Raw genomic sequence first — 15,198 nt, forward strand, 5'->3', positions numbered from 1 at the left:
TTCATTATAAAATATTTTTAGTTTAACTCCATATTTTTTTACATATTATTACATTTATTTACTAATAATATATTTTATTCCATTCAATCTGGTATACATTTTTGAATTTCGGACGACTGTTTCAAATGAAATTTTATGGCATATTTACGTATAACACCAATTTTTAACAGTATAATATATTGAATTATTTGGGGTTATGTTATAGAATGTATACTAGATATTGTCATCTGGATATTACCAAATACCAAAAATATTGATTCATCTGACAGACAGGAGTAACTATGATCGAAACCATTCAGACACCGTCTAACCTTACCCAAATCATTTACCAGCATCTGTGGCATGAGATTGCTTCCCTTCACCTGATGCCGGGAGAAAAGCTCAGCGAGGTTAAACTGGCAAAAGAATTCAACTGCAGCCGTATTCCGGTCCGGGAAGCAGTGCATCTTTTAGCAGCTGAAAACGCACTGGAAGCCCGTCCTCAGAGAGGCAGCTACGTGACCCTGATCAATGTGCAGCAGCTGGAACAAATCCGTTATCTGCGTGAAGCTCTGGAATACAAGATCATGATGGATGGCTACCACACCGGATGTTTTGAATCCATTGTCCCATATCTGGAGTCCCTGGTAGCACGTCAGGAGGAGCTTCTGAATGCATCCGCATATGAACTGGCGTTTCAGCTGGATACGGAATTTCATAAGATATTTTATAATATGACACATAAGGAATTTGTGCTGGAACACACCGGTGAACGGGATATCCACTACATGCGGGCCCGTCTTCTTGCTCTCCGCCTGGAAAATCCCATTATGATGCCCCATCAGCACCGCGCCATTGTGGAATCCATTAAAAACCATGATGAGATCGGACTTCAAAAGGCAATTTATGGTCATCTGAATAATGTGAATATCATGTTTAATACCCTTCAGCCTGATCTGGAGCAGTACATCTGCCGAAATTAAAGACAGACGCCGCGCACAAAAAAACGTATGGTTCCCCGGTTGTTGTCTCCAAGGAACCATACGTTCTATCACATATGCGTTTATTCACTCCATTCCGGCAATGGATCCCATCCCCTCACTCCAGTGCAAACATGGCCATGGCCTTAAGTACGTCCGCCTCCATGGCATCCACTGCCGCCTTGGCCAGGTCATGGAAATACTTCACCTCTTTTTCCTCCAAAAGCTTCTTTACCGCCTTAACGCCTGCGTTTGACATGTAGGAAAAGTAATTGATCTTCCTGATACCGCAGCGGATGGCCTTTTGGGTATCCTCCACGCTGATCCCTGATCCGCCGTGCATTACAAGAGGAATGCCTGTGAGTTCTCTGATCTTTACGATCCGTTCAAAATCCAGGTTGGGCTTGGTGGTATAAAAGCCGTGTACCGTGCCCACGGATGCCGCCAGGGCATCGATCCCCGTATCCTTTACATACCTTGCAGCCAGGTCCGGATCCGTATACGCCTCGCTCACTTCCTTAAGGCCAAATTCCCGCCCCTCATGCCCGGTCACGATCCCGATCTCCGCCTCCACATCCGCGCCCGCTGCCTTTGCCAGGGCCACTACCTCCTTTGTCATACGGACATTTTCCTCATAGGAAAGGGAGGACCCATCGTACATAACAGCGCTGAAACCAATGTCCAGGGCCCGTTTCACATACTCTATATCCTCGCCGTGGTCCAGCATTACACACACGGGTACCTGGGCATCCTTTGCCATACGCACCATAATTGGGCCGATCACGTCAATGGACGTCTCGCACTCATGCAGCTGGGCGTGCTGGATAATAACGGGCTCGTTCCGCTTTTCGGCCGCCCCCAATACTGCCATCAGTATCTCCAGATTAGGTGTGTCAAAGGCTCCGATACAGCACCGGCGGTCCTCTGCATACTGCAGGACCTGATTCATATTGACTAACATCCGGCTATCTCCTTACTTTTCCTCATAAAGTTCAATAATGGCATCATCCCAAATCACAAATGCAAGCCTCACCCCGGGCCCCAGGTCCAGGGGACCAAATATCACCTGCTGTGCCAAGGCCGCATAGTGGTCCAGATCATCTACCTTATAAGCCACATGAGGCTGCTTGGAAAGGATCTCAGGAAAGGGAGTCCCCTCCTCAAATTTCAGGTATTCGATTTTAAAATCATAGTCATCCACATTGCTGACCCAGAATTTCATGGCCTCGTTATAGGTCATTCCCTCTTTTTTGTTCAGGACCGGAATTCCAATGTGCATATATTCAGCCGCCATATCATATCCTCCTTGGTGCGGACACCTGTATTATTTTTTCATATAAGGGGTGTTGCAGGGTGCATTCCAGTAGTGGAGCAGTTCATCATCCATCCTTGCCATAAACATCTGGAATCCGGCCTGCTCCTGTACTGTCAGCAGCTCACCCACATGGTTGGCAACGATCTCTATATTCTTACCCTTGAGATATTCCACGCATTTGCGGTAAATAATAAACAGTTCCATCAGGGTGGTGGCCCCGGTACCGTTGAGGATCAGCATAACCTTCTCCCCCTCCTTGATATCCAGGTCAGCGATCAGGCCGTCCAGCATGATGACCGCTGCCTCATCCGCTGACTTCATGGGCTGGCGTCCTCCGCCGCCCTCCCCGTGCTGCCCCATGCCGATCTCCATCTCATCCTCGCCCAGATCTGCCAGCAGGCTTCCGGTTGCAGGATGGGTCGCACCTGAAACAGCCACTGCCAGGGTGGCCATGTTGTCGGCAAAGCGCTGTGCCACTGCCGCCACCTCTTCCAGGCTCTTGCCCTCGGCGGCAGCCGCTCCCGCTATCTTGTAGGCGGGGATACAGCCAACCAGGCCGCGCCTGTCATCCGCATTGGACCTGGGCGCATTGGCAATGTCCTCCTGGGTCACTACCTTGATCACGTTCAGGCCTTCCTTGGCGCACTTTTTCATGGTCAGGTTGCCGGTCAGCATATCCCCCGCATGGTTCAGAACAATATAAAGTACGCCCTTTCCCTTGTCAGCCAGCTTGATGGCATCCAGGCATGCCTGCGGCCCGGGAGCAGCGAACACATCGCCCACAACCGACACATCCACCATACCCTCCCCCACAAAACCGCTGATGGCCGGCTCATGACCGGAGCCGCCCTGGGTCACAATGGTCACACGGTCCGCCTGGGCCAGCTTGTTATTGATGACCATACGGCTCTCCCCCAGGGAAACAAGATCCTTGTTTGCCAGTACAAAGCCCTCCAAAAGCTCAGGTGTCAGGTTCTCGGGATTGTTAATAAATTTTTTCATTTTCATACATGATACCTCTCTCCTATTTTAATCCGTCACACAGACCGGTGAAGAACAGCGATGTGCTCACTGCACCTGCGTCCGGTGTGCCAATGGTCTGTTCCTTATAGCTTCTGGCCCTTCCGTATTTGGAAATGTACTGTTCGCTCTCCTTTGCTCCCCTGACGGCCGCTTCCTTTGCAGCTTCCAGTATGGACATGATATCGTCCTCCGCCTTCTGCGCGGCTTCCACCGCCGGGATCAGGGCGTCCATCATGGTCTTATCGCCAATGCCCGCAGTGGTGATATCCTCCATGGCGGACTGGCACTCGGTAAACATTTCCTTTAAAGTCTTTGCATCAATGGGCTTACTGCCTTCCAATGGTCCTGAAAGGCCTCCGATCATGGTCCCATACAGGGGACCTGCGCTGCCCCCGCCGATCTCCATGGTGTTGTCCCCCAGGTCCTCGATAAACGTCTCCATGTCGTCATCTTCCCAGGCATTCATGCTTTTTTCCATCAGTCCGGCAATCTTCTCAATGGTTACGCCATGGTCCCCGTCCCCAAACCTGGAATCGATCTCACTGAGATAATCCTTGTTCTCGTTCCACAATTGGGCGATCTTTGTGAACATTTGTATAATCTCCGGTTTGCTTAGTAACATATGTAACCTCCTTTCACGCATTTTTTCCACATTACCCATGATTTTAGATTATCATTTTCTGACATTCTTGTCAATTTAATCTGTCTGCGATTCTATATTTTTAATATACTGCACAAAAAATGCGCAAGTTCTATGACAAACTGCGCATTTTAAGTTACATATGTAACTTTATTTTTCTTACGTATGACACCCGGCGCCGCCTTCCCGGGCCTTTGCCTATTGCTCCAGCATATCCCTTACCACATGCTCCGGGGCAAGGATATGGCCCAAATACCCTGTCTTCAGGGCTCCCCTTAAGGCCTTGGGGCTGGTATTGGCCGAACAGATCCCCACCACATGTTTTACCCGGGCCAGCAGTTCCAGGGGAATCTGTATGGCATAATCCGTCTTTGACCGGATCACGCGGCCTTCCACATCAATATAATAATTGAGGATCCTGCCCACCGCCTTCTGCTTCATCAGCTGGTCGCCGTACCTGGCCTCGGACGCAAAATCCGGCGTGGACGGAAAGTTTCCTATATTCACCAGAGCTACATCCAATTTCTCCCATGCCCGAAGGATCTCATGGTAATTGTCCAATGCCTTCATCAGCTTCAGCTCCTGCTCCGACAGCACGCAGGCGGGCGAATAGATAAATTGGGGCTGGGCCCCGCTGTGCTCCGCTATGGTGCGGACCAGTTCATTGGAGTGATAGTTCTTAAGCCCCACACCGCCGTTTCCGATCAGGGGGCAGACAGCCTGACACACGGGGACAAGGCGGTTTCTCTGCTCAATATGCCTTACCACATCCCCGATCACATGGCCCCATCCGATTCCAAGAGTGCCTTCTCCCAGGTTTTCCAGATAGCGGACAGCCGTCTCAGCCACCGCATCATTGGTGGTATGGTCATTCGGTCCGTCCCGCACCACCACTCCCTCGTAAATGCCGAATTTTCTGCCCACCTGCTCCATCAGGGATATCTGGCCGCTGTCCTTTGCCCCCGGCGCCTGGATGCGGATCGTCACGATCCCCACATCCCTGGCTTCCTTTAAAAGCTTGCTGACCATGGGCCTGGATATGCCGTACCGGACCGCGATCTCACTCTGGGTCCTGTCCTGTTCGTAATACATCCTGGCCACATCCACCAGGCGTTCTATCTTTTTTTCCGATTCTGCAGTACTCATACCCGGTCAGCTCCTGTCTCCCAATCTAATGTCATCCGGATCCCCCTGTTTTGTATCTCTGTATTTTGGTCCTATGTGCTCCATCCATTGCAGGATCAGGCATCCCGCCCCATAGCAGGCAATGTCCTTCCAGTCAAACACAGAACCCAGGATGATCCTGGCCGCTCCGCATCCCTCAAGTCCCAGGATCTCCACCAGGCGGAAATACTGCAGTACCTCCACGCAGACTGCAAACAGGAATACATAGGCCGGCAGATGCCGGATCCCTTCCGGCCGGAAGATCCGCACAAAGCAGTAGACCAGGACCACCACCAGCACATCCCCCATATAAGGCCGCACAAACCGGTCGTGGACCCATATGGCAATCGCCCCTTCTATGAGGAACAGGACCGCAAATGCAGCCATCCAGCGTCCCCTCCCATTTCCCCTGTGTTTCTCCATCACGATCTCCTCTCCGTATGCCAGCGGGACCCAAAAGGCTTTGCCTTCTAAACGATCCCGTTCAGTTCCTGATACATATCCTTGGCATAGCTGTCTGTCATTCCGCAAATATAATCCGTGACCAGCAGCAGGCGCAGATACAGTTTTTCCTCCTCGCTCCTGCCCTTTGAGCAGAGGGAGTATATCTTCTTATAATTATCGGAAATAAGGGAAACCATCTTTCTCTGCACCTGTGTCATGGCCAGGTCCGTATCCCACGGGATCACCCCGTCCACGAACCGGTCCAAAAGGAAGCTAAAGATGGTTTGTGCCGCGATCTCCAGCTTCAGGATGGGCCTGGTATCAAAGGCATACCTGTAGGCAATGTCCCCCAATGCCTCCATCAGTAGCTCCACATCGGTTCCCGCAAACATATCTTTTCCATAGGTACCATCCATGATGGCCCCGTAATGCTCCGTAAAACAGTCCGTTACCCCTGCGATCATCTGTCCCTGGGCGCTTATGATCCAGTTTTGTACCGCATACTGGTCCGGGCCGCTGTAGCCCCGCTCCACACCCTTGTAGTAGCGCTCCTCCAGCCAGGATACGATCTGCCGGTACCGGTCCGTCTGCCTGTCCGCACAGAATCCCTTCAGCTCCGCCAAAAGGCGGTCATAGGAAATGCAGCCCTTTTTCACCGCATCCTCTATATCCGCTGTCTTATATGCAATATCATCCGCCGCTTCCAGAAGAAAGGTGAGGGGATGGCGCCTGCCGCAGGTACCCGTGGACTGCTGCACGTCCTCAAAGTTGTCTTTATCTGCATAGAAATATCCCATTTTCTTGGTCCGGATATCGCCGCTGTCCTTACAGATCTCCAGGGAAGATACCGGATACTTGATAATGGTTCCCAGCAGGGCCTTTGTCAGGTTCATACCGTGCTCATCCACCAAAAAATGCAGCCGCGTAACCACACGGAACGCCTGGGTATTGCCCTCAAAGTTAAAAAAATCAAGGAGCATCTGGGGTTCCAGTATCTGGCTGATGGGTCTTCCCTTAAAATTGAGCCTGCTCAGATTCTGTTTAAACCAGTCCTGAATAGAAGTCTCCCCAAAATGTCCAAAGGGCGGGTTTCCAATGTCATGGATCAGCCCGGCGCACTGAAGTATGTCGCACACAGCGGCCTTGTGTTCAGGCAAAAATGTCTCGTCCTTGATCCTGGTACGGATGCTCTCGGAAATATTCTGTCCCAGGGACTTGGCCAGGGAGGACACCTCCAGGGAGTGGGTAAGCCTTGTCCTCACAAAATCACTCCTGTCCAGCGGAAACACCTGGGTCTTGTCCTGAAGGCGGCGGAAGGAGGCGCTTCCGATGATGCGGTGGTAATCCTTCTCAAACTCCGTGCGCAGGTCTGTGGATGATATTTTTTTATAACTCCGGATTCTGTCATCACAGAGCAGTGTATTCCAGTTCATGGCCTGTCTCCTTTTTGTTTTCTATCTCTATTATCAACAAATTAAGGAAAAATGCAAATAGTATTGGAAAAGAATTTCTAACTTTCCATAAACAGCGGATACCGGTTCTCCCTGCCGCACTCCCCTTCCTTTACCAGCAGCATCTCATCCTCAGGGTAATGCTTTTATTCAGAAAATTTCTCAACAGGACTCCGTGCAAAAGGCACATAACCCTGTAAATATCAGGGAATACTGGATTATCGGCTGAATGTTACATTTTTAATATTTCATTTGGCTCTTGACATATGTTACTGTAACTTTTATAATTACAATTAGTAACTGTAAAGTAATCAGTAACAGATAGCATAGAAAGGATCTCACATGAATAAACTCACCGGTTATCTGGGCACTTACGCCTCACCTGAAAGTCTGGGCATATACCGTTTCTCCCTTGACCTGAAGGATGGCTCCCTGTCCCGGCCCGAACTCTATTATAATGCCCCGGACTGTAAGTACCTGTCCCTGGACGGCACAATGCTGGCCGCCCCGGAGAAAAGAGGCGGCCTTGCAGGGGTCTGCCTGCTGGACATCAGCGCTAAGGAGCCTGTTCTTATAGGGGAAGCCTTCCACGAAACAGCGCCTGCTTGTTATGTAACACAGGATTGCGGACACCTGTACACTGCCAATTACCACGAAGGCTCTGTTCTGGTATATGACAGATCTCCCGAGGGGATCAAGCTGGCAAAGCGTATCCATATTGCACCCAAAGCCGGCTGTCACCAGATTCTCCTCTATGACCATTATATGCTGGTTCCCTGTCTGTTACTTGACTCAGTGAAAATATATGACTGCGACAGGGACTATTCCCTTGTGGGAGAGCTGACATTTCCAAGGGGCACAGGCCCCCGCCATGGAATATTTGATCCCTTCCATCATAGACTGTTCCTGGTCAGCGAACTGAGCAATCAGGTGTTCCTGTACCAGGCAGGAGAAACCGATCCACGGGAAGTATACCCCATCCTGCCCCAGGGAGCAGTATACCGTGACCCCCCTGCATCAGCAGCAGTCCGGTTGTCCCCGGACGGGCGCTTCCTGTATGTATCCACCCGTTTTGCCGACCTGATCACTGTCTATTCCATAGACGGATCCGGACTGCACCAAATCCAGCAGGCCGGCTGCGGCGGGGTCCATCCCCGGGATATCATCCTTACACCGGACGGCAGGTACCTGCTTTCCGTGAACCGTACCAGGGGAGGCCTTGTATGCTTTGGCCTTGACCCTGAAAGCGGACGCATCCTTGGCCTGTGTTCCCGTGTTCCCGCCCCGGAGGCGGTATCCGTGGTGCTTGCATAAGATGCCGCTGCATTGATGGCTGAAAAACAGCCGCAAAGATAGATGCTTGGGAGCCCCCAAGAGTACAAATAAATAATATGGAGGAATTAACATGACAAAGATTGATATTGGAATTATCGGCCTGTCCGTTATGGGGCGCAGCCTTGCCCTTAATATGGCGGACCATGGATTTAAAGTTGGAGGTTACAACCGCAGCGCTGCTGTCACAAAACAGGTGGTACAAGAGCATCCCCATGAGAACCTGGTCCCATTTTATGACCTGGAGGCACTTATATCCTCCCTCACCCCTCCCAGAAGGGTCATGCTGATGATCCAGGCCGGCAAACCTGTGGACGCGGTCATCGGCCAGCTGGCGCCGCTCCTGGAGCAGGGTGACATCATTATGGATGGAGGCAACTCCTTTTACGGGGATACCGTGAGACGGGCCAGGGAATTGGAAGAAAAAGGGATCCACTATCTGGGTGTGGGCATTTCCGGAGGGGAAGAAGGAGCAAGATTCGGTCCATCCATCATGCCCGGAGGCAATGGGGAGGCCTATGAGTCCGTACGTCCCATCCTGGAAGCCATTGCGGCCAGGGCAATGGGAGAACCCTGCTGCGCCTACATCGGGCCGGATGGCGCCGGACATTATGTAAAAATGGTCCACAACGGCATCGAATACGCCGACATGCAGCTGATCGCGGAATCCTATCTTCTCCTGAAATATGTGGGCGGCTTTACCAACGAGGAGCTGGCGGACACCTTCCATTCCTGGGATCAGGGTGAACTGCACAGTTATCTCATCGGCATCACCGCTGATATTTTCAGGGAGCAGGATGACCTGGGCCAGGGCCGGCTCATCGATTCCATCCTGGACAGCGCCAAGCAGAAGGGCACAGGAAGATGGGCCAGCATAGAAGCCTTAAAGCAGGGTGTGGACATCTCCATGATCACCTCCGCCTGCGCGGCCCGCATCATGTCCAACCACCTGGAATCAAGGGAAAAGGCCGCCCGGCTGATCCCTTCCCCTGATCTGCGGATTGCACAGGACAAAAAAGCATTTGCCCACATGGTCCGCGCAGCCTTATATACCGGAAAGATCATCGCATATGCCCAGGGGTTTGCCCTGATGCAGGATGCTTCCAGTCAGTATGGGTGGAATCTGGACTTAGGCAGGATCGCTGCCATTTTCCGGGCCGGATGCATTATCCAGGCCGCCTTCCTGAATGATATCACCCACGCATTTGAGGCAGAGGATAAGCCGGAGAACCTGATATTCGACACCTTTTTCCTGTCCAGGGTCAATGAGCACCAGGACAGCCTGCGCACAGCGGTATCCACAGGCGTGTTAAACGGACTTCCCGTTCCCGCCCTCTGCAACGCGGTATCCTATCTGGATGCGTTCCGGGCAAAGGCTGCAGGAGCCAACCTGATCCAGGCCCAGCGGGACTGTTTTGGCGCCCACACCTATGAAAGGACGGACCGCCAAGGCACATTCCACCACCAATGGAGGAAAACAGATGAAAATTGACACAAATATTACCATTTTCGGCGGCACTGGAGACCTGACGTTCCGCAAGCTTCTTCCCGCGCTGTACACCATGGTTCTCACGGGCAAGCTTCCAAATGCCAGCCGAATCGTCATCATCGGACGCCGGGATTATGACAGCGGCAGCTACCGCAGGGCGGCCAGGGACTGGGTGGAGAAATTCACCCGGCTCCCCTTTAAGGAAGACAGCTTTTTGCAGTTTGCAGAAAAACTGTATTACTATCAAATGAATTTTTCTGATATCAATGCCTACCAGGGCCTGGATGCATATTACAGGGAGCAGGATATTGGTTCCCACATCTTTTATTACGCGGTGGCTCCCCGCTTTTTCAGCGTCATCACCCAGGGACTCAAGGAAGTAAAAGGCTCTGAGAACGGCAAGGTCATCCTGGAAAAACCCTTTGGCGAAAACCTGGCCTCGGCAGCGGCCCTGAACAAGGAACTGGAAGCTCACTTCGGAGCCAGGGGGATCTACCGGATCGACCACTATCTGGGCAAGGAAATGGTCCGCAACATCCAGGCTATCCGGTTTGCGAACCCCATCTTCACAGATGTGTGGAACTCACGTTACATTGAGTCCGTACAGATTTCAGCCCTGGAGGATATGGGCGTGGAGACCCGCGGCGGATACTATGACGCCAGCGGCGCGCTAAAGGACATGGTGCAGAACCATCTGCTGCAGATCCTGTCCATCATGGCCATGGAAGAACCCGGTGAAATGACCCCAAAGGGGCTGCACGATGCCCAGCTGGATGTATTCACATCCCTGCGTCAGGCTGATGAGGAGTCCATCAGCGACATGCTGGTACTTGGCCAGTATGACGGCTACCGGCAGGAACCGCTTGTCAAACCGGATTCCAAAACCGAAACCTTTGCGGCCTTAAAGCTGTTTATTGACAACACCCGCTGGAAAGGGACCCCATTTTATATACGCACGGGCAAAAAGACAGGGATGCGGGAGATTGAACTTTCCGTGATCTTCCGCCGGCCATACGCCCAGGTGGAGCCCAATGTGCTGATCATCAAGATCCAGCCCACCGAGGGCGTCTACCTGCAGTTTAATATCAAGCGGCCCGGGGATACGGACGATATCATTCCCACCAAAATGGACTTTTGCCAGAACTGCAACCTGGTCCATCAGCTTAACACGCCTGAGGCATATGAGCGCCTGATCACTGCCTGCATTAAGGGTGAAAGCTCCTGGTTCTCCCAGTGGGACCAGATCGAACTCTGCTGGAATTATGTGAGCAGGCTGAAGAAGCTGTATTCAGATACGGACCTGCCTTTGTACTCCTATGTTCCGGGAACCCCCGGGCCCGGGGAAGCTGAGAGGATGCTTGGGCAGGGGGAGCATTGGCTTTTGTAGGATTGGATACGCGGCATTCCTTCCTACAGTTCCTTGCGTACCCTCCCGTAATATAAAAATCCAGCCAGATCCGCCAGGATCCATCCAATGGGAACCGAGACCCAGATCCCGGTCACCCCAATGGATGGGACGGATGCCAGCGCATAAGCCAGCGCCACCCTGGTTCCCAGGGAGATCACGGTGAGGACCACGGACATCCCCGGCCTTCTGACAGCCCTGTACAGGCCATACAAAAGGAACAGGCATCCGATGCCCCAATAAAATGCCCCCTCGATCCTGAGATATCCCACGCCCACGGCCAGTATCTCCGTCTCCTGGGGCTGGACAAAGATCAGCATCAGCTGTTTTGCAAATATCCATACAATGGCTGATATAAAAAGACAGAAGGAAATGGATACAATAACCGCGCTTTTGATCCCGGCCTTGATCCTGTCCCGTTTGCCGGCTCCGTAATTTTGGGCTATGAATGTGGAAAAGGCATTTCCAAAGTCCTGCACCGGCATATAGGCAAAGGAATCTATTTTTACAGCTGCCGCAAATGCAGCCATTACCACGGTCCCAAAACTGTTTACAAGGCCCTGCACCATCAGTATGCCGAAGTTCATCACCGACTGCTGGGCGCAGGTAAGAAATGAAAACTGGGATATTTCCCCAAGGACACGGCGGTCCATTCTCATATGGCTTTTTCCGATCCTGAACTCGGGCATTTTTACAAACGTATAGATTCCGATACCGACCCCTGACACAAACTGGGCGATCACCGTTGCCCCGGCCGCGCCCCCAACGCCCCAGTGGAATACCAGGACAAAGACCAGGTCCAGGATTACGTTGAGCACTGCCGCAATGCCTAAAAACACCAGCGGGATAAAGGAATTTCCCACCGCGCGCAAAAGGGATGCAAAAAAATTATACAGGAATACTGCAAATATCCCATAAAATATGATCCACAGATACTCCCGCATCAGGGCATACAGTTCACCCGGCACACACAAAAGCCTCATGATCGGGTCGATGAACAGAAACACACCTGCATTTACCGCCAATGCAACTGCCGCTATCATAACAAAGGAGACAAATATGCTGTTCTTAAGCATATCCGAATTTTTCTCCCCGAACCGGAGGGAAAACACGGCCCCGCTCCCCATACTCAGTCCCAGAAGGATAGAGGTAAGAAATGTCATCAGCGCATAGGCCGCTCCCACGGCAGCCAATGCATTCGCCCCCAGATAACGCCCTACGATCAGGGTATCCGCTATGTTATAAAATTGCTGCAAAAGATTGCCCAATATCATGGGCAGTGCAAACCGCAGCATGGTTCCTGTAATGCTTCCCACTGTCAAGTCTCTATGCATGTCACTTACATCCTTCAACAAATTCTCTGAATATTTTTCCCGAGTCCCGGTCTTCCCGACCCATAAACTCCGGGTGCCACTGAATGGCCTGTATGTATCTCTTATCCCGGGCATAGATTCCTTCCACCAGCCCGTCCTCGGCCACGGCCGAGATTCCCAGTCCAGGCGCCAGCTTTTTGATCCCCTGATGGTGATAACTGTTTACTCCCAGTTCCCTCTTTTCCAGCAGCCGGAAAAGAGGTCCCTCCTCTGTCAGTTTCACCTGATGGCAGGGCCTGTCATAAGGAGGGCACATATGATGCTCTATCTCCTTTGACCCTTGAAACTGTGACGGCAGATCCTGGTACAAGGTTCCTCCCATGAGCACATTGATAAGCTGCAGGCCGCGGCAGATGCCCAGAACTGCCTTATCATCGTTCCATGCCAAATGAAAAATATATGTTTCCAGCTGATCCCTCTGACGGTTGGCAGGGCCGCAAAGGCTGCTTTCCGTCTCGCCGTACAGTTTAGGCGCCACATCATGTCCCCCGGTAAACAGATAGCCCCTGCACATGCTGTTGATTTGTTCTAAATCTCCCTTTTCCCATGTCAGGGGAAGCATCATGGGAATACCTCCCGCCCGGCGGATTCCCTCCATGTATCCCGGCACCATCCAGATACTGTCTTTTTTATCATCAAACAGGGGTATGACTCCAATTACAGGCTTCATCCGCATTGCCTCCATTCCTTTTTTATGACACTATACCACATTTTTCCATAAAGCAACAGATAAGTTCCCTGTTTGTTTGATTATTAATGGAAATGTCCTCCCTGGCTTTTGCACTCTCCCTGTCTCCTTCCGGATCTTCGCCGCACACGTCCATGCCTATGATCCGGCGGCAGGAGGCGGCCGCACTGATACAGTCCAATAAAACGGAACGTTTTGTACTCCCCTGGTTCCAGTTCGTCCTGGCATGATCCCGGCTCAGCACGTCTTTATCCACGGAAATATACAGGGGAAGGGAGGAGCTGCCCATCTGTTTCTTCCAAAAGCCCAGATCCGTCATATCATCCTCGCTGATCCACACCACCCTGACCTCTGCCATCCCTGATGCCGGCCCCGGCAGCGGAACCGGCAATGGCCCCGGCAGCGGCCCTGACCGCTGCCCTGATGCCGCCCAGCTCTCCCCTGCAATCTCCCTCACGGCCTGGGCAGGCGGCCCTGCCAGCCACACGCGTTTCACCCTGGGATTATGCTCCAGTACTGTTTTGATCCATCCCCCGCAGGACAGGATATCCCCGAACATGGGGAGCTGCATATCCGTGTGATGGTCAAACACAAGAAGTTCCATATCTTCCTCCACCTGGTCCAGCCAGATCTTGCTCAGATAATGGTAATTGCCTGAATCCAGGAAATGGATCCCCTCTTTCAGCTGTTTATCCCTGATCCGTTCCCCGATCCGCGCCTCTGCCTCCTCATCACAGTAGCAGTTTGTCCCCAGTATATCCCTGCAGTCGATCCACAGGTGCTGCATGTCCTTATAGAAATCCTCTTTTTCGTACACCCCGGAAAAGTTCATAATAACCAGTTTTTTCCTATTTTTCACGGCAGCCATTATCTCCCTTCTCTTTACTGTTTACATTTCTGCTAAACATGCCATTTTGTGTTAAAAAGATGTTATAATAATAGTAATTATTATTGATTTAATCCATTTTATGTGATATAATATAAACATATACATATTATCAAATGAACGTGGTAAAATCAAACTATACCCTCAACGGACAAGGGGGACACACGCCCCTTGTCCGCTGAGGATAGCAAACAGAATGTACCAAGTGCATCATATCCAAAACAGGAGGGTTATATTTATGGATCCAAAAGCATTTTTCAAATTAAATTATGGGGTTTACATTGTATCCAGCAGTGCTGACGGAAAGGACGGCGGATGCGTGATCAATACCATGGCCCAGGTAACATCATCACCGGCCAGGCTTTCCATTGCGCTGAACAAAAACAATTATACATTGAAGCTGATCGAGACGTCCGGTACATTTTCCGGCGTTGTCCTGTCCGAGGATGTGGAGATGGAGCAGATCAAGCGGTTCGGTTTCCAGTCGGGCAAGAATGTGGATAAGTATGACGGCATTCCCCAGGGACGCGACAGCCTGAGCAATCCATACCCCATCGAAGGGGTCTGCGCCCGTTTTGCCTGCCGCGTGATCTCCACCCTGGATGTGGGGACCCATGTGATCGTCATTGGTGAAGTAGTGGAAGCGGAGGTTATGGATTCTGCCTCCCCATCTCTCACCTACGCCAACTATCATGTAAAGAAAAACGGAACCACACCGCCTAACGCCCCTTCCTACCAGGAGAATACCGAAAAGGCGGCGGGCTACCGCTGCACCGTGTGCGGCTACATCCTGGAGTCAGACACGCTGCCCGATGACTTTATCTGCCCGGTATGCGGCAAGGACGCCAGCTATTTTGTAAAATTATAATATTGCTATATTTTCTTTTACCATATAGATAAAACGGTATGTGCACGGCCTGTGCATTGCTTCGGACCATTACGGACCGGAGCAGACCAATACCCCCATATCCTGCTCCCCAAATATAGCAGGGTATGGGGGTATTTTATGATGAGATAAACGGAAATCCC

General features: G+C 51.5%; 15 protein-coding genes. 5 read left to right on the forward strand and 10 right to left on the reverse strand.

Going from position 1 to position 15,198, the window contains the following annotated elements:
* Positions 1 to 281 precede the first annotated feature (281 nt).
* Positions 282 to 962: a GntR family transcriptional regulator gene (locus ABID13_RS08085; protein ID WP_007861809.1), complete on the forward strand. Its 681-nt coding sequence runs from the start codon at positions 282 to 284 to the stop codon at positions 960 to 962.
* Between the two features lie 115 nt (positions 963 to 1,077).
* On the opposite strand, the gene ABID13_RS08090 is transcribed toward ABID13_RS08085, so the two are convergent.
* The 7 genes from ABID13_RS08090 to ABID13_RS08120 all read right to left on the reverse strand — a co-directional run bounded on the left by ABID13_RS08090 (position 1,078) and on the right by ABID13_RS08120 (position 6,978).
* Positions 1,078 to 1,920 (reverse strand): class II fructose-bisphosphate aldolase, encoded by an 843-nt coding sequence (locus ABID13_RS08090; RefSeq protein ID WP_007861810.1) that lies wholly within the window; start codon positions 1,918 to 1,920, stop codon positions 1,078 to 1,080.
* A gap of 12 nt (positions 1,921 to 1,932) precedes the next feature.
* The gene (locus tag ABID13_RS08095; protein WP_045092995.1) at positions 1,933 to 2,253 is read right to left on the reverse strand and encodes a hypothetical protein; all 321 of its coding nucleotides are present in this window, start codon (positions 2,251 to 2,253) and stop codon (positions 1,933 to 1,935) included.
* 30 nt (positions 2,254 to 2,283) lie between these two features.
* Positions 2,284 to 3,282, reverse strand: coding sequence for a dihydroxyacetone kinase subunit DhaK (locus tag ABID13_RS08100; RefSeq protein ID WP_048929067.1), 999 nt, complete (start codon positions 3,280 to 3,282; stop codon positions 2,284 to 2,286).
* 16 nt (positions 3,283 to 3,298) lie between these two features.
* Positions 3,299 to 3,919 carry a DAK2 domain-containing protein gene (locus tag ABID13_RS08105; RefSeq protein WP_048929068.1) on the reverse strand — a complete coding sequence of 207 codons (621 nt, stop codon included), beginning with the start codon at positions 3,917 to 3,919 and terminating at the stop codon, positions 3,299 to 3,301.
* 216 nt (positions 3,920 to 4,135) lie between these two features.
* Positions 4,136 to 5,083 (reverse strand): sugar-binding transcriptional regulator, encoded by a 948-nt coding sequence (locus ABID13_RS08110; RefSeq protein ID WP_048929069.1) that lies wholly within the window; start codon positions 5,081 to 5,083, stop codon positions 4,136 to 4,138.
* A 6-nt stretch (positions 5,084 to 5,089) separates the two neighbouring features.
* Positions 5,090 to 5,524: a ribosomal maturation YjgA family protein gene (locus ABID13_RS08115; RefSeq protein ID WP_161797494.1), complete on the reverse strand. Its 435-nt coding sequence runs from the start codon at positions 5,522 to 5,524 to the stop codon at positions 5,090 to 5,092.
* A gap of 47 nt (positions 5,525 to 5,571) precedes the next feature.
* Positions 5,572 to 6,978 (reverse strand): deoxyguanosinetriphosphate triphosphohydrolase, encoded by a 1,407-nt coding sequence (locus ABID13_RS08120; RefSeq protein ID WP_048929070.1) that lies wholly within the window; start codon positions 6,976 to 6,978, stop codon positions 5,572 to 5,574.
* Positions 6,979 to 7,338: 360 nt separating this feature from the next.
* Between ABID13_RS08120 and ABID13_RS08125 the strand changes: the two genes are divergently transcribed.
* The 3 genes from ABID13_RS08125 to zwf all read left to right on the forward strand — a co-directional run bounded on the left by ABID13_RS08125 (position 7,339) and on the right by zwf (position 11,204).
* Positions 7,339 to 8,310: a beta-propeller fold lactonase family protein gene (locus ABID13_RS08125; RefSeq protein ID WP_007861818.1), complete on the forward strand. Its 972-nt coding sequence runs from the start codon at positions 7,339 to 7,341 to the stop codon at positions 8,308 to 8,310.
* Between the two features lie 91 nt (positions 8,311 to 8,401).
* Entirely contained in the window at positions 8,402 to 9,820 is a 1,419-nt protein-coding gene (gnd, locus tag ABID13_RS08130; protein ID WP_007861819.1) for an NADP-dependent phosphogluconate dehydrogenase, read from the forward strand.
* Positions 9,810 to 11,204: a glucose-6-phosphate dehydrogenase gene (gene zwf / locus ABID13_RS08135; RefSeq protein ID WP_045092998.1), complete on the forward strand. Its 1,395-nt coding sequence runs from the start codon at positions 9,810 to 9,812 to the stop codon at positions 11,202 to 11,204. Before gnd ends, zwf begins: the two co-directional genes overlap by 11 nt.
* A 23-nt stretch (positions 11,205 to 11,227) precedes the next feature.
* Here zwf and ABID13_RS08140 read toward each other — a convergent pair whose 3' ends face one another.
* Genes ABID13_RS08140 through ABID13_RS08150 form a run of 3 tightly spaced genes read right to left on the reverse strand, consistent with a single transcriptional unit; the run spans position 11,228 to position 14,151 of the window.
* Positions 11,228 to 12,556, reverse strand: coding sequence for an MATE family efflux transporter (locus ABID13_RS08140; RefSeq protein WP_007861822.1), 1,329 nt, complete (start codon positions 12,554 to 12,556; stop codon positions 11,228 to 11,230).
* 1 nt (position 12,557) lies between these two features.
* Positions 12,558 to 13,265 carry a gamma-glutamyl-gamma-aminobutyrate hydrolase family protein gene (locus ABID13_RS08145; RefSeq protein ID WP_007861824.1) on the reverse strand — a complete coding sequence of 236 codons (708 nt, stop codon included), beginning with the start codon at positions 13,263 to 13,265 and terminating at the stop codon, positions 12,558 to 12,560.
* Between the two features lie 22 nt (positions 13,266 to 13,287).
* Entirely contained in the window at positions 13,288 to 14,151 is an 864-nt protein-coding gene (locus ABID13_RS08150) for a hypothetical protein (RefSeq protein WP_048929071.1), read from the reverse strand.
* Positions 14,152 to 14,407: 256 nt separating this feature from the next.
* Here ABID13_RS08150 and ABID13_RS08155 point away from each other — a divergent pair, with 256 nt between their 5' ends.
* The gene (locus ABID13_RS08155) at positions 14,408 to 15,037 is read left to right on the forward strand and encodes a flavin reductase family protein (RefSeq protein WP_048929072.1); all 630 of its coding nucleotides are present in this window, start codon (positions 14,408 to 14,410) and stop codon (positions 15,035 to 15,037) included.
* Positions 15,038 to 15,198: the final 161 nt, after the last annotated feature.

This window comes from Enterocloster citroniae, assembly GCF_040545455.1.
Lineage (GTDB): Bacteria > Bacillota > Clostridia > Lachnospirales > Lachnospiraceae > Enterocloster > Enterocloster citroniae.

Excerpts from the sequence above, each read along its gene's own strand:
- ABID13_RS08145 (WP_007861824.1), bottom strand. The coding sequence starts at position 13,265 with ATGAAGCCTGTAATTGGAGTCATACCCCTGTTTGATGATAAAAAAGAC.
- ABID13_RS08155 (WP_048929072.1), top strand. The coding sequence starts at position 14,408 with ATGGATCCAAAAGCATTTTTCAAATTAAATTATGGGGTTTACATTGTA.
- ABID13_RS08115 (WP_161797494.1), bottom strand. The coding sequence starts at position 5,524 with ATGGAGAAACACAGGGGAAATGGGAGGGGACGCTGGATGGCTGCATTT.
- ABID13_RS08110 (WP_048929069.1), bottom strand. The coding sequence starts at position 5,083 with ATGAGTACTGCAGAATCGGAAAAAAAGATAGAACGCCTGGTGGATGTG.
- ABID13_RS08105 (WP_048929068.1), bottom strand. The coding sequence starts at position 3,919 with ATGTTACTAAGCAAACCGGAGATTATACAAATGTTCACAAAGATCGCC.
- ABID13_RS08120 (WP_048929070.1), bottom strand. The coding sequence starts at position 6,978 with ATGAACTGGAATACACTGCTCTGTGATGACAGAATCCGGAGTTATAAA.
- ABID13_RS08085 (WP_007861809.1), top strand. The coding sequence starts at position 282 with ATGATCGAAACCATTCAGACACCGTCTAACCTTACCCAAATCATTTAC.
- zwf (WP_045092998.1), top strand. The coding sequence starts at position 9,810 with ATGAAAATTGACACAAATATTACCATTTTCGGCGGCACTGGAGACCTG.
- ABID13_RS08095 (WP_045092995.1), bottom strand. The coding sequence starts at position 2,253 with ATGGCGGCTGAATATATGCACATTGGAATTCCGGTCCTGAACAAAAAA.
- ABID13_RS08100 (WP_048929067.1), bottom strand. The coding sequence starts at position 3,282 with ATGAAAATGAAAAAATTTATTAACAATCCCGAGAACCTGACACCTGAG.
- gnd (WP_007861819.1), top strand. The coding sequence starts at position 8,402 with ATGACAAAGATTGATATTGGAATTATCGGCCTGTCCGTTATGGGGCGC.
- ABID13_RS08125 (WP_007861818.1), top strand. The coding sequence starts at position 7,339 with ATGAATAAACTCACCGGTTATCTGGGCACTTACGCCTCACCTGAAAGT.
- ABID13_RS08150 (WP_048929071.1), bottom strand. The coding sequence starts at position 14,151 with ATGGCTGCCGTGAAAAATAGGAAAAAACTGGTTATTATGAACTTTTCC.
- ABID13_RS08090 (WP_007861810.1), bottom strand. The coding sequence starts at position 1,920 with ATGTTAGTCAATATGAATCAGGTCCTGCAGTATGCAGAGGACCGCCGG.
- ABID13_RS08140 (WP_007861822.1), bottom strand. The coding sequence starts at position 12,556 with ATGCATAGAGACTTGACAGTGGGAAGCATTACAGGAACCATGCTGCGG.